The sequence below is a fragment of the Saccharopolyspora sp. SCSIO 74807 genome, assembly GCF_037023755.1.
GTDB classification, from domain to species: Bacteria; Actinomycetota; Actinomycetes; order Mycobacteriales; family Pseudonocardiaceae; genus Saccharopolyspora_C; species Saccharopolyspora_C galaxeae.
The window spans coordinates 4,180,027-4,198,781 of sequence record NZ_CP146100.1 but is presented as its reverse complement, the minus strand read 5'-3'; the positions used below and the strand labels follow the sequence as shown (position 1 = coordinate 4,198,781).

Here is an 18,755-nt window from a genome sequence, read left to right as displayed (position 1 = left end):
GGCGTGGCGGCGATGGACCTCCCGAACATATGGCGCGGGTCACCTACCTGCAATGACCCAGCTGCCAAGGAATTTCCGGGCCCAGCGAGATGATCGGCCGCGCCCGGCCGAACGGCCTGGTCGGCGGTTCCGCGGCGCCGGTCGTGAGCGGTGCGTGATTCGCTCGCTCGGTGGAAGCGCCGGTGTGTCGGCCGAACGACGGCGGCTCGCCGCCCTCAGCTGCCGAGGCCGAGCCCGAAGCGGTCCAGCAGCCGCAGCCAGCGCCCGCGTTCACCGGCGTCCGCTTCGCGCAGCGCACACCGCGTAGCCCGGACGAGCGGCCAGCGCAACGGCTCCGGTGGGAACGCCATCGGGTGCGTGCGCACCAACGGGTTCGTGGTGCGCTCGGTTTCCCCGTCTTCCAGCAGGTCCAGCGCCACCTGCGCGCCGAACCGCGAGGCGGCGACGCCGAGCCCGGCGAATCCCACCGCGTAGGCCACCCGTCCCGCGCACGCCGTGCCGAACACCGGCGTGGAACGGGTCGTGGAGTCGATCGGGCCGCCCCAGCGATGGGTGAAGCGCACGCCCTCCAGCTGCGGGAACGTCGTGCAGAACGCTTCGGCGAGCGCCCGGTGCGGCTCCGGTCGCCAGGCGTGCCGCAGCGCCGTGCGCCCGCCGAAGAAGTAGTGCGGCGAACCGCCGCCCCAGAGGATCCGCCCGTCCGGAGTGGGCCGGTAGTAGTGGAACAGGTTGTGGCTGTCGGTGATCCCCTGCCGATCGCGCCAGCCCAGCCGGTCCCACGCCGAGTCCGGCAGCGGTTCGGTCACCAGCACGTAATCCCAGACCGGCAGCACGTACCGGCGCAACCGCCGCAGCGGGCCGCGAAAGGCGTTGGTGGCCAGCACCACCCGCGCCGCCCGCACTGTCCCTTGTGGACATTGCAGGGACGGCCCGCCGCGCGCGGAACGCACCGAATTCACCGGCGTGTGCTCGTGCAGCCGCACGCCACGCCGCCGCGCCGCCTCGGCCAGTCCGCCGACCAGCTTCGCCGGATCCACCAACCCCCCGGCGTCCGGCAGCCGGAGCCCGGCGCGGAAGGACGGCGAATCCACATCCGCACGAACTCCGCCCGCGCCCTGGAACAGCACGCGGAAGCCGTGCTCGCGGTAGCGGTCCGCCTCGTCGCGCAGCTCGCCGACCTGGTGCGGCTCGGTGGCCACCGCGGTTTTGCCGCACAGCCGCAGGTCCGCGTCGATGCCTTCGGCGGTGACGAACTCGCTGATCTCGCGCAGGTTCCGGGCGCCGAGCTCGACCAGCGCCCCGATCTCCGACGGCCACAGGTGCGCGCCGTGCGCGAGACCGTGCGTGAGCGACTCGGACAGGAAACCACCGCTGCGCGCACTGCCCCCGGAACCTGCCCGGCCGGCGTCCAGGACCAGCACGTCCAGCCCGGGATCGCGCTGCTTGGCCAGCACCGCCGTCCACAATCCGGTCAGGCCCGCTCCGACGACCACCAGGTCGGCTTCGGCCGAGCCGGGCAGCGCGTCCCGCGGCGAACCCCGGTGCGCATCCCAGAACACGGCCGGTTCCGCGTCCGCGAGCGCGCGGTCGACCTGCGCGTTCAGTGCCACCACGGGCGGTACCCGACTCCGTGCTTGCCTGCGCGCTCCACGTCCTTGCGAAGCTGCCTGGTCTCGCGGGCGGTGCCCGGCGGATGTCCGTGCTTGATCGAGCGGTGCTCGCACGCCTCGCCCATCAGGCACACCGAGTAGAACAACCCGACGAACAACCCGAGCACCAGAGCGCTCAGCCGGATCGACCACGATGCGGGCAGCAGCAGGACCACCGCGCAGCAGGGCGCCAGCTGGGTCAGCGCGCGGGCGAAGTGGCGCAGCGCCCAGGTGCGGCAGGTGACGTCGTGCAGCACCCACTCCGCGCACCGTTCGGGCAACCGGCCGCCGAAGGCGTACCAGACCCATTGCGCCGGGTTCGGCCGCCCGGAACTCGCTCGCTCAGGCCGGGGTGACACCGCTCCAGGGTAGGCCTCGCCGCCGAACCCGAGGGACCCCAGTGGGTCGCACATGTCACTCCGGTCACCGGTAACGATCTCCGGTGGGCGACGATGTTATTGGTGCAGGGCGAAAGCGCCGGGAGGCCAGCGCCGGACGTACGCTCACGGACCGCGCGACCTCCCCCGGCAGCGCCGCCGTCTTTCGCCGCTTCGCAATCCGCCGCTCAAACGAACCGAAACGGGCACGCCAGCATGTTCATCCTCGTCGTCGTGATGTTGTTCCTCGTCGTCGTCGGTGCCGTGAGTTTCACGGATCTCGTGGACAACGGTTTCCGCAGCGCGGGCGCCACGCTCGCGCAGGCGCTGCGCGACACCCGCCCGAACACCTGACCATCCACTGAGGACACTCGCGGCGGCGCGGAACCGGTCTCGGGTGCCCGCGCCACCCGGTCCTAGAGTGGGGGCGTGAGCAGTGCGAACCCGCCGGAGACCCACGGCTGCTGCGCCCCCGGGCGCGAGCCGTCCGATCGGGCCGCGGCCACCGGTTCCCGGCCGCGTGCCGAGGTCGGCAGGCAGGCCGACCGCCATTGGCGACAAGTGCCCGGCGGGACGTTCCGGATGGGCACCGAAGACGCGGAAGGCTTCCCGGACGACGGTGAAGGGCCGGTGCGCGAGGTCCGGCTGAGCCCGTTCGAGATCGGCCCGTTCGCGGTGACCAACGCCGAATTCGCCGAGTTCGTCGCGGAAACCGGTTTCGTCACCGACGCCGAGCGGTTCGGCTGGTCGTACGTGTTCGCCGCGTTCTTGCCGGGCGCCCTGCGCCGCGCCGCGCCGCGCCCGGACCAGACGCCGTGGTGGTGCGGCGTCGAAGGCGCGTACTGGCGCGCTCCCGAAGGCCCCGGCTCCGCGGTGGACGACCGACAGGACCATCCCGTCGTGCACACGTCCTGGCACGACGCCGCCGCCTACTGCGAGTGGGCGGGCGGGCGCCTGCCCACCGAGGCGGAATGGGAGTACGCCGCCCGCGGCGGGCTCGACCAGGCCCGCTACCCCTGGGGCGACGAGCTGCTGCCCGGCGGCGAGCACCGCTGCAACATCTGGCAGGGCATGTTCCCCGCCAAGAACCTCGTCGAAGACGGCCATCGCGGCACCGCCCCGGTGGACTCTTTCCCACCAAACGGCTTCGGCCTGCACAACGTGGCGGGCAACGTCTGGGAGTGGTGCGCGGACCGGTGGACGACCACGCACTCCGCGCAGCCGGTCGCCGACCCGGCGGGACCGCCCGAGGGCGACCGGCGGGTGATGCGCGGCGGTTCGTACCTGTGCCACGAGTCGTACTGCAATCGCTACCGGGTGGCCGCCCGCACGGCCAACACGCCGGACAGCTCGGTGGGCAACCTCGGGTTCCGCTGCGTGCGCGACTCTCCCGAATGGTGAACGACCTGTTGCTGCGAGTGTCGTAGCCGCTATGCTCCGCGCATGATCGACCTGGCGCGCCCGACCCGCCTTGTGATGCGCAAGCACGTCGATCTCCTGCGCGTGATCAGCAGCGCCTGTCGCGCCGGCTGACGCAGCTCGCTCCTTTCACCGCTCGGATCCGCCTGTTGAGCGGAATTTCCGCGCGTTTCCAGCTCATCGCACCGCCTTTCGCGGCGCGTTCCCAATCCGGCGCGAACCGTCGCGCCCGAAGTCCACTGTGGAGTCCGCATGTCCGCTGAACTGCAAGACGAGTCCGCCTGGTCGTTCGAGACCCAGCAGGTGCACGCCGGTGCCGCACCGGACCCGGCCACCGGCGCCCGCGCGGTGCCGATCTACCAGACCACCTCCTACGTCTTCCGCGACACCCAGCACGCGCAGGACCTGTTCAGCCTGGCCGAGCCCGGCAACATCTACACCCGCATCAACAATCCCACCCAGGACGTGCTGGAACAGCGGGTCGCGCGGCTGGAAGGCGGCGTCGGAGCGGTCGCGGTCGCCTCCGGGCAGGCCGCCGAGACGCTGACCGTGCTCACCCTCGCGCAGGCCGGGGACCACCTGGTCTCCAGCGCCTCGCTGTACGGCGGCACCTACAACCTCTTCCACCACACGCTGCCGAAGCTGGGCATCGAGGTCAGCTTCGTCGACGACTTCGACGACCCGCAGGCGTGGCGCGCGGCGGTGCGGCCGAACACCAAGCTGCTGTTCGCCGAATCGCAGGGGAATCCGCGCAGCAACGTGCTCGACGTGCGCGCGGTGGCCGACGTGGCGCACGAGGCCGGTGTGCCGCTGGTCGTGGACAACACGGTCACCACGCCGTACCTGCTGCGGCCGCTGGAGCACGGCGCGGACATCGTGGTGCACTCGGCGACGAAGTACCTCGGCGGGCACGGCACGGCCGTCGGCGGCGTCGTGGTCGACGGCGGGAAGTTCGACTTCGGCGCGAACGGAGCGCGGTTCCCCGGATTCGTCGAACCGGATCCCAGCTATCACGGGCTGAAGTACTGGGAGGCGCTCGGGCACGGCGCGTTCGCGGCGAAGCTGCGGGTGCAGCTGCTGCGCGACCTCGGACCCGCGATCTCGCCGTTCAACGCCTTCCTGGTGTTGCAAGGGTTGGAGACGCTGTCGCTGCGCATCGAACGGCACAACCGCAACGCCCAGCGGCTCGCCGAATGGCTCGAAGCCCGCGACGAGGTGGAGAAGGTGCACTACGCGGGCCTGCCGTCGAGCCCGTGGCACGAACTGGGCAGGCGGTACCTCGACGGCGGATTCGGCGCGATCGTCTCGTTCGAGCTGCGCGGCGGAGTCGCGGCCGGGCGGGCCTTCGTGGAGGGCACCTCGCTGTTCAGCCACCTGGTCAACCTCGGCGACGTGCGCAGCCTCATCGCGCACCCGGCCAGCACCACGCACAGCCAGCTCTCCGAGCAGGAGCAGCTGGACGCGGGCGTGCCGCCGGGGCTGGTGCGGCTCGCGGTCGGCATCGAGTCGGTCGAAGACCTCGAGGCCGACCTCGAAGCGGCGTTCCGAGCGGCGAAAGCCGAATTGGAGGGTTGATGATCGTCCCGGCCCTTCCCGCCACCGGCGCGTGGCGGGAAGGGCACCCGCCGGGACGGCGCGAGTGGGTCCGGCTGGCGCCGTTGCCGCTGGCCGCGGGCGGGAAGCTCACCGGTGCCCGGCTGGCCTACGAGACGTGGGGCGAACTCGCCCCGGACGGTTCGAACGCGGTGCTCGTGCTGCACGCTCTGACCGGCGACAGCCACGTGCGCGGGCGGGCCGAGCCCGGGCATCCGAGCCCCGGCTGGTGGCACGAGCTGGTCGGACCGGGCCGCGCGTTGGACACCGACCGGTGGTTCGTGGTCGCGCCCAACGCGCTCGGTGGCTGCCAGGGCAGCACCGGCCCAGCGGAGAACGCCGCGGACGGGCGGGCGTGGGGCTCCCGCTTCCCGATGATCACGGTGCGGGACATGGTGCGCGCGGAGGTCGAGCTGGCCGAAGCGCTCGGCGTGCGCCGCTGGGCGGCGGTGCTCGGCGGTTCGCTGGGCGGGATGCGGGCGCTGGAGTGGGCGGTCGACCAGCCCGAGCGGGTCGGCTCGGCGCTGCTGCTGTGCTGCGGGGCGATCTCCTCGGCCGAGCAGATCGCCTGGTCGTCGGCCCAGCTGCACGCGATCCGCGCCGATCCGGACTGGCTCGGCGGCGACTACCACCAGCTGCCCGCCGGGCGCGGGCCGCACACCGGGCTCGGGATCGCGCGGCGCATCGCGCACCTGACCTACCGCAGCCCGCAGGAGCTCCAGGACCGGTTCGCCGCCGAGCACCAGGACGGCGAGCCGGCCGGCCGCTACGCGGTGGAGTCCTATTTGGACCACCACGCTGACAAGCTGGTGCGCAGGTTCGACGCGGCCAGCTACGTCGCGCTCACGCGGGCGATGTCCGCGCACGACGTGGGCCGGGACCGCGGCGGGGTCGCCGCCGCGCTGCGCCGGGTTCGCGCCCGGGTGCTGGTCGCCGGGGTGGACAGCGACCGGTTGTTCCCGCTCGCCCAGCAGCGCGACCTGGCCGACGGCCTGCCGGGCTGCGGCCCCGCGCGGGTGGTGCGCTCGGCGGCCGGGCACGACGGGTTCCTCACCGAGAACGATCAGGTGGGAGCGCTGCTGCGGGAGCTGCTGGCCGAGTCTTGACTTCACCGCGGACGAGGCCAACCGTGTGGCAATGAGCACCTACGACGAACGCCCGTGGCTGGCCCGCTACGACGCCGGGCAGCCGCACGACGTCGCCGCCGAGTTCCCGAACGCGCTGGAGATGTTCCAGGACTCCGTGCGCCGCCACCCGGACCTCCCGCTGATCCACTACTTCGACGGGACGCTCACCGTCCGCGAGTTCGACGAACTCACCGACGCCTTCGCCTGCGCGCTGCTGGAGCGCGGCTGCTCGCCCGGCGATCGGGTCGCGCTCTACCTGCAGAACGTGCCGCAGTTCGGCATCGCGATGGTCGGCGCCTGGAAGGCCGGCTGCATCGCGGTCTCGATCAACCCGATGAACCGGCACCGCGAGCTGGCGCTGCTGCTGGCCGACTCCGGAGCGCGCGTCCTGGTGGCGCTGCGCGGGCTGTACGAATCGGTGGGCGCCGCGGTGCTGCCGGACAGCCCGGTGGAGCTGACGATCACCACCTCGGAGCACGAGTACCAGACCCGCAGCGACCCGCGAGCACTACCGGACCCGATCGAGACCGTGCCCACCGGCACCGAGGACATGGCCGGGCTGATCGCCGCGCACCGCGGCCGGCGCCCGCCCCGTGTCTCGCCCGGCCCGGACGACGTCGCCGTGCTCACCTACACCTCCGGCACCACCGGCCCACCGAAGGGCGCGATGAACACCCACGGCAACATCGTGTTCGACGCGCGGGTGTGGCGGGACTGGATCGGTGTCGGCGCCGACGACGTGATCCTCGGCGTGGCGCCGATGTTCCACATCACCGGGATGGTCGGGCACCTGGCGCTGGCGCTGCTGACGCCGGCACCGCTGGTGCTGACCCACCGGTTCGAGGCCACCGCCGCGGTCGACGCGATCCGCGAGCACCGGCCGACGTTCACCGTCGGGGCGATCACCGTGTTCATCGCCCTGATGAACGCTCCGGGCGCGAGCAAGGACGACTTCACCAGCCTGCGCAAGATCTACTCCGGTGGCGCGCCGATCCCGCCGAGCACGGTGCAGGCGTTCGAGCAGCAATTCGGGCAGCGGATCCACAACGTCTACGGGCTCACCGAGACCTCTTCGGCCACGCACGCCCAGCCGTTCCACGCCGAGTCGCCGGTCGACGAGCTCTCCGGTGCGCTCTCGGTCGGCGTGCCCGTCTACAGCACGGACGTGCGGATCGTCGGCGAGGACGGTGCGGACCTGCCGCCCGGCGAGGAGGGCGAACTGGTGATCTCCGGCCCGCAGGTGGTGCCGGGATACTGGAACAAACTCGAGGAGACCGCGCACGCTTTGCCCGGTGGCGCGCTGCACACCGGCGACGTCGGCTACATGGACGCCGAGGGCTGGTTCTACCTGGTGGACCGCAAGAAGGATCAGATCAACGCGGGCGGCTACAAGGTGTGGCCGCGCGAGATCGAGGACGTGCTCTACGAGCACCCCGCGGTGCGCGAAGCCGCCGTCGTCGGCGTCGCCGACCCGTACCGGGGCGAGACGGTGAAGGGGTACGTGAGCGTGCGCCCGGGCCAACGCGCCACCCCGGAAGAACTGGTGGCGTTCTGCAAGGAGCGGATGGCCGCCTACAAGTACCCGCGGGAGGTCGAAGTCCTCGACGAACTCCCCAAAACCACCACCGGCAAGCTGCTGCGCCGCGAACTCCGCGCCCGGTGAACCGACCTGGAGCCGGAACGAGTCACGCAGGCCCGGCGGGCAGCGGCAGGCCGACGTAGTTCTCCGCCAACGAGGTGGCGGCCGCCGTCGAATTCGCCACGTAGTCCAGGTGGGACAGCTGCAACCGGCGTCCGAAGTCGTCCGCGGCCGGGTCGGTGTGCAGCAGCGTGGTCATGAAGTACGAGAAGTGCTCGGCCCGCCACACCCGTCGCAGCGCGGTGTCCGAATAGGCGTCCAGTTCGGCGTCGTCACCGCGCAGCAGCGACGAGCCCAACGCGCGGGCCAGCAGCGTCACGTCCGCTGCGGCCAGGTTGAGCCCCTTCGCCCCGGTCGGCGGCACGATGTGCGCCGCGTCGCCGGCCAGCAGCAACCGCCCGTGCCGCAGCGGTTCGGACACGAAGCTGCGCATCGGCGTCACGGATCGTTCGGTGATCGGCCCGCGCTGCAGCTTCCAATCCGCGTCGACCTCGAAGCGCCGGTCCAGTTCCGCCCAGATCTCCTCGTCCGGCCAGTCCTGCAGCGAGGTGTCCGGCGGCACTTGCAGGTACAGCCTGCTGACCTGGGTCGAACGCATGCTGTGCAGCGCGAAGCCGCGCTCGTGATTGGCGTAGATCAGCTCGTCGGTGGACGGCGGCACCGAAGCGAGGATGCCCAGCCACGCGTAGGGATAGGTGCGCTCGTAGGTCCGCACCCGCTCCGGCGGGATGGATTTGCGCGCCACACCGTGGAAACCGTCGGTTCCGACGACGTAATCGGCCGCCAGGACCTGCTCGGCGCCGTCGTGCCGGTAGCGCACCCTGGGCTGCTCCCCCTCGGCGCCCTCCACCGCGAGCGCTTCCGCCTCGAACAGCAGCGGGGAGCCGGACTCCAGGCGCAACGCCACGAGATCGCGCACGACCTCGGTCTGCGCGTAGACCATCACCTGCCGTCCGCCGGTCAGCGCGGCCATGTCGATGCGGTGCCCGGCCCTGCCGAAGCGCAGTTCGATGCCGTCGTGCGGCAGGCCCTCGCGGTCCATCCGCTCCCCCGCGCCGCATTCGCGCAGCACGTCGATGGTGCCCTGCTCCAGGATCCCGGCGCGCTGGCGGTGCTCGACGTGCTCGCGGGAGCGGGATTCCAGCACGACCGAGTCGATGCCCTGCCGCTGCAGCAGCCGGGCCAGCAGCAGTCCGGCCGGTCCCGCTCCGATGATGGCCACGCTGGTGCGCATCCACAGCTCCCTCGGCGCCGGAGAATTTAATCCGTGTACGGATGAGTTGGCTAACACCGTCCAGCCTGCAACATCCGTTGTCAACTGTCCGATTTCCGCTGCCTCGATCAAGAGTCGATCCGTGCACGGATCATCGGCCCGATCAAGCACAATGGCCGGGTGGGACCCATCGATCTCGGCACGCATCCCGGGCACCTGTTCCGGCGCGTCCAGCAAGTGCACACCATGCTGTGGGGTGCGGCGGTCTCCGAGGAGATCACGCCGCCCCAGTTCGCGGTGCTCAACGGGCTCGCCGAAGAACCGGAACGGGACCAGCGCACGCTGGCCGAGCGGGTCGCGCTGGACCGCTCCACCGCCGCCGACGTGGTGGCGCGGCTGGTGCGGCGCGGGCTGGTCGAACGCACCAAGGACAGCGCGGACGGGCGGCGCAACGTGCTCCGGTTGACCGAGTCCGGGCAAGCCGCGCACGAGAACCTGGTGCGCCGCACCGAGCGGATGATCGAGATCTTGCTGACCCCGTTGCGCGGAGACGAGCGGGAGCAGCTGCTCGCGCTGCTGTCCCGCGTCGCCGAGGCGGGCGAACGCATCCGCGATCCCGGAACGGCCCGGAGCTGACGCCACCCGAACCGGTTCCCGTCAAGAGGCCCCACCTGAGCAGGTGACCGTCGCCGCCGCGGTTCACCCGAACCGCGGCACCGGCGCTGCCGGTACGGCCACGAACAGAACGCGGCCGCCACCCCATCGCGCAGTAGCGCCTGCGACGCGCAGGCACGATCCGGCGAACGGCTCGCCCGGTTCGGCACGCAGGGTTTCAGCGCCGTTCGCGCGCATCCGGCAGCGCCGCGGCACCGATCTCACCATGAGCGACATCAGCGCAGGTGGGAGGTGTGATGCGACGTCCTGACCCCGTCGCGGCGCCAGGTTCGGCGCAGGTACCGCGCCCGGACCTCGACGACGCGCTGGCGGCGGCCACCCGCAACCTGGTGTGCCTGGTGATCGGAGCGGCCGGCTGGGGCAAGACGACCGCGGTCCGCTCGTGGGCCGAGTCGACCGGTGCCGATGCGCTCTGGTGGGCGCCCAGCGGATCGGGCCGGGATGCCGAACGGTTGCTGGGCGACCTCGCCCGCGCGGCGCTGCCCGCGGACGCGGACCATGCAGGCGACGCCGCGCCGGTACGCGATGCCGCCGAGGCGTGCGACCGGCTCGGCGCGCTTCGCAGCACCCTGCACCTGGTGATCGACGAGCTGCACGAAGTGGACGAACCGACGGCGCGAACGCTCGCCGAACTCTGCCGCCTCGCCCCGTCCGGGCTGCACGTGGTGCTGCTGTCCCGGCAAGATCCCCCGTTCTCCCTGGAACGGCTCCGGGGGCGGGGCAAAGTGACCGAGATCGATGCGGCCCGGCTGGCCCTCGCCCCCTCCGAGATCGCCGAACTGCTGCGCACAGCGCTGGGCGCGCAACCACCCGGACTCGCCGATGCACTGCACGAACGCACCGGCGGCTGGCCGGCCGCCGTCTGCCGGGCGGTGCAATCGCTGCGCGCGGTACCGGAACCCCGCGCCGCCGAGGCGCTGCCCGCCGACCACTTCCGCCCGTACCTGACCGAAGAAGTGCTGGACGGCGAACCCGAACCGGCGCGGCACGCGCTGCACCGGCTGGCCGTGCTCGGCGAGGCCACCGCGGCGGAGTCCGGCGACGTGCTCACCGACTTGGCCAGGCGCGGACTGCTGCGCCCGGCCGGGCTCGGGCGCTGGTCGCTGGTGCCACCGCTGGCGGAGTTCTTCGCCGAATCCCGGGCCGTCACCCCCGAAGCACGCACGGAACTGCACCTGCAGGCCGCTGAAGAGCACCGCCGCGAAGGCAGGCTGGGGCAGGCGCTGCGGCACCTGGTCACCGCACGCGACGCGGACGGCTGCGCGGCGCTGCTGCACGAGTCCGGACCCGCGCTGCTGGAGGCCGGGCACGTCGACGCGGTGCTGGACGCGGACGCGCTGCTCGGTGAGCGCGCCGACGTGTCCCTGGCCCGAATCGGCGGACAGGCCCACCAGATCCGCGGCCGCTGGGCGGAAGCTGCGCGGCGGTGGCGGCACGCGGGAGATCCGGGCGAGCCGGGCCTGGCGTGGCGCATCGCTGCCGGTGCGCTCGCCCGCGGCGAACCCCACGAAGCGCTGGCTGCCTGTTCGGCCGCCGCTCCCGTCGACGGCGACCCCGACACCGCCCGGGTGTTCGCGGTCGCAGCGGTGGCGCACCGCCTCATCGGCGAGATCGAGCGCGGCGCCGAGTTCGCGGAACAAGCGGTGGACGTGGCGCAACGCAGCCGCGGAATTCCGGGCGCCGGACAGATCTCCGCAGTGGCGCACGGCGCTCGCGCGGTGCTGAACGCCGCGCGCGGAGACCACCGGGGTGCCGTCACCGCTTGGTTCGACGCCACCGACAACGCTCCGGACGGCCGGCTCGCCCAGCTGCACGTCGTCCGGGCGCTGCACCTGGTGGAGGGCGGCTCGCCCGGAGAAGCGGTGCAGCACGCCGACAAGGCGCTGCGCATCGCCGAACAACACGGTGAACCGCTGTTGCGGGCGCACGCGCTCACCCAGCGAGGCGCGGCGCTGGCCCGGCTCGGCCGGTTCGACGAGGCGATCGTGGCGCACGACGAAGCATGCGACGTCTTCCGCCGCTACGGCTCGCGGTTCCTGTCCTGGGCGCTGTGCGTGCGCGGGGACGTGCACCGCCAACGCGGGCGGCTGGAACGCGCCCGCTCCGCGTATGAAGAAGCGCTCGCGCTGGCCGGACCGGACCTCCTCGGCACCAGCTCGGCGCTGCTGGGGCTCGCACGAGTGCGAGTGGTCGACGACCCGGACGAGGCGCTCCGATCCGCGCAGCGGGCGATCGGCCTCGGCGAGCTGCTGCACGAGGTGCGCGCGCTGCTGACTCGCGGCTGGATCTGGTGGGAGACCGGCGCCACCGAGCTGGCCCGCGCCGACGCCGCGCTGGCCGCCGAACGTGCCCGGGCGCGCGGCGACGAGCCCGGCCTGGCCGAAGCGCTGGCGCTGACCGCGGTGACCTCCCCGGATCCGCTGGAGCACGGACGGGCGCTCGACGAGGCCGTGCAGATCTGGCGCGAAGGCGGCTTCGGCATCGAGCAAGCGCAGGGACTGCTGCTGCGGCACCGGCTGGGCCCGGCCCGCGACGGGGTACCCGCCACGGTCGATCTCGCCGAGCGCACCTTGCGCGAACACGGCATCGTGCCGGATTCCCGCACCGCCGCCGGCCCGCTGGCGGCGGTCGCGCACCTGGCTCCTCCGGTCGCGCTGCACGCGCTGGGAGTGTTCCAGGTCGAGCACGCTGGGCGCCCGGTGCCGAAGGCGTCGTGGCAGTCCCGCAAAGCGCGGGACCTGCTGAAGATCCTGGTGGCGAAGCGGCGGCCGGTGCGCCGGGAAGAACTGATGGAGCTGCTGTGGCCGGAGGTCGAGCCGGTCCGGGCGGGCAACCGGCTGTCGGTACTGCTCTCGACCGTGCGCGACGTGCTCGCCTCCCGCGGGCCTGCGGCCGGGTCGGTGCTGCTGACCAGCGAAGCGGGCACGGTCGGGCTGGACCCGCGGCACGTGCGCATCGACGTGGAGTCCTTCGCCGCCCAGGCCGAGCGCGCGCTGGAGGCGCACCGCCAGGACCACGACGAGGTCACCGAGCTGCTGCTGGCCGCCGAAGCCGCCTACACCGGCGATTTCCTGGAGGACGATCCGTACCAGGACTGGGCCGCCCCGCTGGCCGACGAGCTGCGCACCACGCACACCGCGCTGCTGCGGGCGCTGACCCGGCGGCTGCGCGACGAAGGCGACGCCGACCGGGTCGCGCGGTTCGCGCTGCGGCTGCTGCGGGACGACCCGTACGACGAAGAGGCGCACCTCGACCTGGTCGAGACGTTGCTGCGCCAGGAGCGGTTCGGGGAGGCGCGGCGCCGCTACGAGATCTACGGCGAGCGGATGCGGGAGATCTCGGTAGCGCCGCGCCCGTTCCCGGAAGTCTCCGGCACCCGGCGCCCCGATCACCCTTCCGAGTAGCAGCGGCCACACTTCCGGGTGCCTCCGGCCGTTTTCTAAGGAAACCTTAAACCGTCTTGAACTGCGATTTCCTAGCCTCGCGGCGTGCATCCCGCTGAACCGGGGCGCCGATGAGCGCACCCGCCCCGATCCGGCCGGCCTCGCTGGCCGTGTCCAGGTCGAACTTCGGCTTCTCCCCGGACGGCCGGGAAGTCGCGTGCGTCCGGACCAGCGAGGAGATCTCCACCCTCGAACTGTGGGACTTCGGCACCGCCAACCGGTCCGCACGGCCGCACAGCCTGCGGTCCCGCTCCCTCGGCACGCGACCGGCCCACTCCCGCGCATCCCGCTTCCCGCAGCAGCGCGACGGCACTGCCCGCGCGCTGCACCGGGGCACCGTCGTCGACCCGTCCGCACAGGCCACACCGCTCGGCGAAGGCCGCGTGCTGCTGCTGACGACGGATCACGAGCTCGCCGAGCTGGAACTGATCGACACGGCCGCCGCCCGCTCGCACCTGCTCGGGCAGGTGCGCGCCCAGGAGGGCTACCTGCTGGCGAGCCCGTCGGCCGCGCAACTCGGTTTCCTGATCGCCCGGGAGGACCGGGAGCGGAGTGCCGTCTGGCGGATCACCGACGGCCCGCCCGGTGTCGAGCCACTCGTGCGGCTGCCTGGTGCCGCCTCTGGGGGTGTGTGGCTCGACACCGACGCGGATCTGCTCGCGCTGAACCTCACCCGGCCGGACCGGCGGGTCGAAGGCGTGCTGGTCGACCTGCGCCGCGGGTCCTGGCAGCCGCTGTTCTCGCTGTCGGCCGACAGCGACGACCGGATCCTGCTGCACCACCAGGGCTCCAAGCTGCTGCTGGTGCGCTCGACCGCGGACGGATCCGACCGGCTGGGCTGGGTCGTGCTGGACGGGGCGAGCACGGTGCGCTTCCCGGACCGGCTGACCTCGGCGCACGTCCCGCTGGCGGTGGACGGCGGCGGCCAGCGGGTATTGCTGCGGCGGGACTCCGGGGCGCTTTCCGCGCTGGAGCTCTACGCGCCGCGCGAGGACAAGCTCACCCCGCTGTCGCTGCCGCCGGGCAGCACCGGGGACCGCGCCTGCCTGCCCGGCAAGGTGGTCCGCGTGCCGTTCTCCTCGCCGGCGCGGCCGTCGACGCTGGTCACGCTGGCGCCGAGCGGGGCGTGCTCGACGTTGCCGGAGGACTCGGAGGCTTCGGAGCTGCCGCCGTGGGCCTCCGCCGACCTGCTGCGGCTGGGCGGCGGCATCGAGGCGATCGTCTACGGCGGCGGCCAGTGGCGGTCCTGCTCGCACCTGGTGCTCGCGCTGCACCCGCTGGAAGACGCGGTGTGGCGGTGGGAATTCCACCCGCTGTTCCAGGACCTGGCCGCGGTGGGGGTCGCGGTCATCGCCGCGAACCACCGCGACGAGAACGGCGCGTGGGGCGCGCCGGGCCTGCCCGAGATCCTTTCGCTCGGGCACCACCTGCGTTCGCAGCGCCCGGGCCTGCCAGGGTCGATGCTGATCGGTGGCGGGCACGGCGGGCGGATCGCGCTGCGCGCCGCCGGGACCGCGCCGGACCTGTGGTCGGGGTGCGCGGCGCTGGCACCGGAGCTGCTCGCCGACGACGAGCTGCCGCGCACGATCACCTCGGTGACTTCGCCCCTGCTGCTGGTGCACGGCGTCGAAGACGAGGTGGTGCCCGTGCAGCGAGCCAGGCAGCTGCGGCGGGCGGTCGCCGGGCTCGGCGCGGCCGGTCCTGAGCTGCGCTACTTCGAGGTCGCCGGTGATCACCGCGGGGTGGCCGCGGCGACCTCGGGCGCGCTGCGGGAGCGGATCGTGAGCTTCTGCCGGGGCGGCACGGCACCCTCGCCCGGGAGCCGTTGATCACCGTCGGGCAGACTGGCCGCGATGAGCGGAACGGTTCTGGTCCTCGGCGGGCGCAGCGAGATCGGCGTGGCACTGGCCCGGCGGCTGGTGGACGCGGGCGCGCGCACCGTCGTGCTCGCCGCCCGGCGCAGCGGTGACCTCGACGAGCAGGAGCGCGAGCTGCGGCAGGCGGGCGCGGACCACGTCGAACGGGTCGAGTTCGACGCCGACGACACCGGCAGGCACCGGGAAGTCCTCGACCAGATCACCGAGCGGCACGGCCCGATCGACGACGTGATCGTCTCGTTCGGCATCCTCGGCGATCAGCAGCGGGCCGAGACCGACGCCGAGCACGCGATGTCGATCGTGCACACCGACTACGTGGCGCACGTGACGGTGCTGACCCACCTGGCGACGCTGCTGCGGGCGCAGGGACGCGGGCGGATCGTGGTGTTCTCCTCGGTGGCCGGAGTCCGGGTGCGGCGGGCGAACTACGTGTACGGCTCGGCCAAGGCCGGCCTGGACGGGTTCGCCAGCGGGCTCTCCGACGCTCTGGCGGGTACCGGTGTGCACCTGCTGGTGGTGCGGCCGGGGTTCGTGATCGGGCGAATGACCGAAGGGATGTCGCCCGCGCCGTTCTCCAGCACCCCGGATCAGGTCGCGGACTCGGCCGCGCGGGCGCTTCGCCGCGGCAGGAACGAGGTGTGGGTGCCGTTCGCGCTGCGGGTGCTCTTCGGCGTGCTGCGGTACGCGCCGCGGGCGGTGTGGCGCCGGATGCCGCGCTAGAAATCCCCGCACAGCCGCCGAAACCGCCAGTACTGGACGGATTCGGCGGTTCTCGCCACACTTGGGTGGCCAGGCCGCAGGCACGTCGGGCCGGGCCGGGCCAGAGCCGACAGGTGTGGGAAATGAAGGTGTCCTCATGACGACCGAACGCAACGTGCTCGGTGGCGAGCTGGAGCCCTGCGGCACCGATCCCCTCACCGGCTTCTACCGGGACGGATGTTGCTCCACCGGACCCGAGGACGTCGGCAGGCACACCGTCTGCGCGGTGGTGTCCACCGAATTCCTCGTGCAGCAGCAGGAAGCGGGCAACGACCTGGTCACGCCGCGCCCCGAGCACGGGTTCGCCGGCCTGCAACCGGGTGATCGCTGGTGCGTGTGCGCCGACCGCTGGCGGGAGGCGTACGAGGCGGGTGTGGCACCGCCGGTGCTGCTGGCGGCCACGCACGCCGACACCACCGAAGTCGTTCCGCTGAGCGCGCTGCGTGAGCATTCCGTGGACGTGCCCGCCGATCCGAGCGCGCTGATCTGAACTCGCCGGAGTCCCGGCACCGGGCGGGCACCGTTCTCGCCCGCGCTGCGCCGGGTGGCTGAGGCGGTCCGGGGCCGGTCGGAGTCGTTCCCGGCCGCAGTCGGCCGTGTTCCGGCGCCGTTCTCGCTCGGCGCGGCCGGTCGGTGATGTTCGCGACGCGCGCGTGCGGCGGGTTGGTTCGGCGCTCGCCGATCGGCAGACTGGTCCGGACGCACCGGAGGCGAGGAGGAGCGCGGATGCCAGCCGAACAGCCGTCCGGCGACCCCGTGCTCCGCCTCCCCCGCGCCCAGCCCGCCGAACGGGCCGATGCGGCGCGGAACCGCAAGCGGATCTTGGACGCGGCCCGGGACATCGTGCGCACCAGCGGCGTCGAAGGACTCTCCATGGAGGAGGTCGCGCACTCCGCCGGTGTCGGCGTTGGCACCGTCTACCGCCGGTTCGGCGACCGCGCCGGGCTGGCCTACGCGCTGCTCGACGAGCGGGAACGCGAGTTCCAGGAGTCCTTCCTGCGCGGCGCTCCGCCGCTCGGACCCGGCGCCGCGGCCGCCGAGCGCATCACCGCGTTCCTGCACGCACTGGTCGCCCGGGTCGAGGAGCAGTCGGCGCTGCTGCTGCTGGCCGAGCACAACACCCCGCACGCGCGGTACCTCAGCGGTGCTTACGCGGTGCATCACCGCCACCTCGCCGAGCTGCTGCGGCAGGCCAGGCCGGGCTCGGACGAGCACTACCTGGCGGACGCGCTGCTGGCCCCGCTCGGCGCCGGCATGGTGACCTACCAGCGGGAGATCGCCGGGATGCAGCCGGAACGGATCAAGGCAGGGCTGGCGGATCTGGTGCGTGCGCTGGTGGCATGACCGTCCATAGTGTCCTACGGCGTGGCTGTGCCGCACGGACGTGCGGATCCGCGGGGCCGCGCGGTCCAACCCCTGCGTGCTGCAACAGCTCAGCGGCACCTACGACGCGGGCAACTCCCTCGACGCGCTGTGGCTGGGTGGCAACATCGCGCTCGGCGCGGCGGGACTGCATCCCACGATGGCCGCGTTCGGCGAACCCGGGCCGGACGAGGAGCTGAACCTGAGCCGCTGGGGGTGGCCGCGCTGCGGGCCAGGCGCTGCGCAGGGATCGGTTCGTGCGCGGAACCTAGCCCGCGTCGGCGAGGGTGTTCCAGAACATCAGCTCGAACTCCTGGAACAGGCGCGCCTGCTCGCGGGCGGTGGACTCGGTCAACTTCCCGGCGTCGAGCCCGGCCTGCACCGCCGCTTCGGCCTGCTCGGCGGCCCCGGCAGCGGGGTGCGCGAACAGGTCGAAGAACTCGCAGTCCTGTTCGGACAAGCCGTAGTGCGACCGCAGGCCGTGCGCGATCTCGGCGCAATACCCGCCCCACGCCGCGAAGTTCGACACGATGGCGACCGCCGCGTCGGCGGGCTCGGCGTGCAGCGCCAGCCACGACATGTACGCCGGGTACGCCTGGCAGCCCGCTGCGGGGCGGTAGGCAGCCACCTCGTCGTCGTCCCACCCGAGCGCGCGGGCGAGTTTCGGCAGCGCGTTGAGCGCGGCGCCTTCGCCCGCGGCGAGCCCGGCGAAGAACTCCCGGGTGGGCCGGTCGGTGGCGCGGGCCGACAGGGTCAGGAAGCTGCGCCAGTCGCACGGCACGATGCGGTGTTCCTCAGCGGCCAGCGCGGCAGGCACCGCACGCGGGGCGTTGCCGTGCCGGACCAGCGGGACCAGCCGGTTGCCGCCCTCCCGCGGCGCGAGCTCCTGCTGCACCGAGTCCAACAGCGCACGAGCGGAGCCAGTCATGACCGCGATGATCGCACGCCGCGCACCGGCCGCTGATCAGAAAACCCTCAGTTCTCGTCGCCGAAGCGCAACGACACGTCCCGCAGCTGCACGCTGGCCAGCGGCCGCCTGCCCGCCAGCCAGGCCAGCGGACCGCTCGCCTCGAACCGCCACGACGCCGTGCACAGGCCCGCCGGGGACGACCCGTGGAAACCGCTGATCTTGAGCCGGCCGTCGAGGGTCTGCGCGAGCTGGTAGTCGAACGGCCAGTTCCCGGGCAGCTTCGCCAGCCGGGTGAACCCGGCCGAGGCGATGCCGTCCGCAGCGAACGACGCGACCCGCGATTCGCCGGCCTGCCCGGTCGCCGAACGCAGCCGGAACCGCGCCAGCTCCTTCGGGATGCCCCAGAGCTCGCGGCCGCCCTGCTTGGACGCGGCGCTGTCCACCCAGATCTTCGTGATGGTCACGTGCGGGCGGCCGTCGTGGCGCACCAGCACCGCCTCCAGCAGCTCGTTGTACTCCAGCACCGAACCCGGCCCGTAGACCAGCCACGCGGTGCCGACCAGCCCGGAACCGCCGAGCAGCGCAGGCTCGGTCCCGGCAGGCACGTCCGGCAGCTCGAACGCGGGCACCGGCCACAGCGACATGTGCATGCTGGCGCGCATGTTCCACGGTTCGGGCGGATAGGTCATCGATGCCTCCAAGCTCTGGGCGT

At 72.7% G+C, this 18,755-nt stretch carries 16 protein-coding genes; 11 read left to right on the top strand and 5 right to left on the bottom strand.

Annotation, left to right across the window (positions count from 1 at the left end):
• Positions 1–215: 215 nt before the first annotated feature.
• Positions 216–1,613, bottom strand: coding sequence for an FAD-dependent oxidoreductase (locus tag V1457_RS19255; RefSeq protein WP_338595951.1), 1,398 nt, complete (start codon positions 1,611–1,613; stop codon positions 216–218).
• Entirely contained in the window at positions 1,601–2,008 is a 408-nt protein-coding gene (locus V1457_RS19250; RefSeq protein WP_295144954.1) for a DUF5313 family protein, read from the bottom strand. Before V1457_RS19250 ends, V1457_RS19255 begins: the two co-directional genes overlap by 13 nt.
• A gap of 234 nt (positions 2,009–2,242) precedes the next feature.
• On the opposite strand from V1457_RS19250, the gene V1457_RS19245 reads away from it, so the two are divergent.
• From V1457_RS19245 to V1457_RS19225, 5 genes are all read left to right on the top strand, one after another.
• Positions 2,243–2,380, top strand: a complete 138-nt coding sequence (locus V1457_RS19245) for a hypothetical protein (RefSeq protein ID WP_200069471.1) — start codon at positions 2,243–2,245, stop codon at positions 2,378–2,380.
• Positions 2,381–2,455: 75 nt separating this feature from the next.
• Positions 2,456–3,427, top strand: a complete 972-nt coding sequence (locus V1457_RS19240) for a formylglycine-generating enzyme family protein (RefSeq protein ID WP_407074700.1) — start codon at positions 2,456–2,458, stop codon at positions 3,425–3,427.
• A 270-nt stretch (positions 3,428–3,697) separates the two neighbouring features.
• Positions 3,698–5,020: a bifunctional o-acetylhomoserine/o-acetylserine sulfhydrylase gene (locus V1457_RS19235; protein WP_338595947.1), complete on the top strand. Its 1,323-nt coding sequence runs from the start codon at positions 3,698–3,700 to the stop codon at positions 5,018–5,020.
• Positions 5,020–6,144 carry a homoserine O-acetyltransferase gene (locus V1457_RS19230; RefSeq protein ID WP_338595945.1) on the top strand — a complete coding sequence of 375 codons (1,125 nt, stop codon included), beginning with the start codon at positions 5,020–5,022 and terminating at the stop codon, positions 6,142–6,144. The genes V1457_RS19235 and V1457_RS19230 overlap by 1 nt, the downstream gene beginning before the upstream one ends.
• A gap of 31 nt (positions 6,145–6,175) precedes the next feature.
• Positions 6,176–7,828: a long-chain fatty acid--CoA ligase gene (locus V1457_RS19225; RefSeq protein ID WP_338595943.1), complete on the top strand. Its 1,653-nt coding sequence runs from the start codon at positions 6,176–6,178 to the stop codon at positions 7,826–7,828.
• Between the two features lie 22 nt (positions 7,829–7,850).
• Here the strand turns inward: V1457_RS19225 and V1457_RS19220 are convergent, their stop codons facing one another.
• On the bottom strand, positions 7,851–9,038 hold the full coding sequence (locus V1457_RS19220; RefSeq protein ID WP_338595941.1) for a 4-hydroxybenzoate 3-monooxygenase: 1,188 nt from the start codon (positions 9,036–9,038) through the stop codon (positions 7,851–7,853).
• Between the two features lie 159 nt (positions 9,039–9,197).
• On the opposite strand from V1457_RS19220, the gene V1457_RS19215 reads away from it, so the two are divergent.
• From V1457_RS19215 to V1457_RS19190, 6 genes are all read left to right on the top strand, one after another.
• Positions 9,198–9,653: a MarR family winged helix-turn-helix transcriptional regulator gene (locus V1457_RS19215; RefSeq protein WP_200069476.1), complete on the top strand. Its 456-nt coding sequence runs from the start codon at positions 9,198–9,200 to the stop codon at positions 9,651–9,653.
• Between the two features lie 275 nt (positions 9,654–9,928).
• Positions 9,929–13,096 carry a tetratricopeptide repeat protein gene (locus V1457_RS19210; RefSeq protein ID WP_338595940.1) on the top strand — a complete coding sequence of 1,056 codons (3,168 nt, stop codon included), beginning with the start codon at positions 9,929–9,931 and terminating at the stop codon, positions 13,094–13,096.
• Positions 13,097–13,206: 110 nt separating this feature from the next.
• Entirely contained in the window at positions 13,207–14,964 is a 1,758-nt protein-coding gene (locus V1457_RS19205) for a S9 family peptidase (RefSeq protein WP_338595938.1), read from the top strand.
• Positions 14,965–14,988: 24 nt separating this feature from the next.
• A complete protein-coding gene (locus V1457_RS19200) occupies positions 14,989–15,732 on the top strand; it encodes an SDR family NAD(P)-dependent oxidoreductase (protein WP_200069479.1) in 744 nt (247 codons plus the stop codon).
• A gap of 136 nt (positions 15,733–15,868) precedes the next feature.
• The gene (locus V1457_RS19195) at positions 15,869–16,261 is read left to right on the top strand and encodes a DUF2237 family protein (protein WP_200069480.1); all 393 of its coding nucleotides are present in this window, start codon (positions 15,869–15,871) and stop codon (positions 16,259–16,261) included.
• 236 nt (positions 16,262–16,497) lie between these two features.
• Positions 16,498–17,115, top strand: a complete 618-nt coding sequence (locus V1457_RS19190; RefSeq protein WP_338595934.1) for a TetR/AcrR family transcriptional regulator — start codon at positions 16,498–16,500, stop codon at positions 17,113–17,115.
• A 286-nt stretch (positions 17,116–17,401) separates the two neighbouring features.
• Here the strand turns inward: V1457_RS19190 and V1457_RS19185 are convergent, their stop codons facing one another.
• On the bottom strand, positions 17,402–18,061 hold the full coding sequence (locus V1457_RS19185; protein WP_338595932.1) for a transcriptional regulator: 660 nt from the start codon (positions 18,059–18,061) through the stop codon (positions 17,402–17,404).
• A gap of 47 nt (positions 18,062–18,108) precedes the next feature.
• Positions 18,109–18,732, bottom strand: a complete 624-nt coding sequence (locus tag V1457_RS19180; RefSeq protein WP_200069483.1) for an acetoacetate decarboxylase family protein — start codon at positions 18,730–18,732, stop codon at positions 18,109–18,111.
• Positions 18,733–18,755 lie beyond the last annotated feature (23 nt).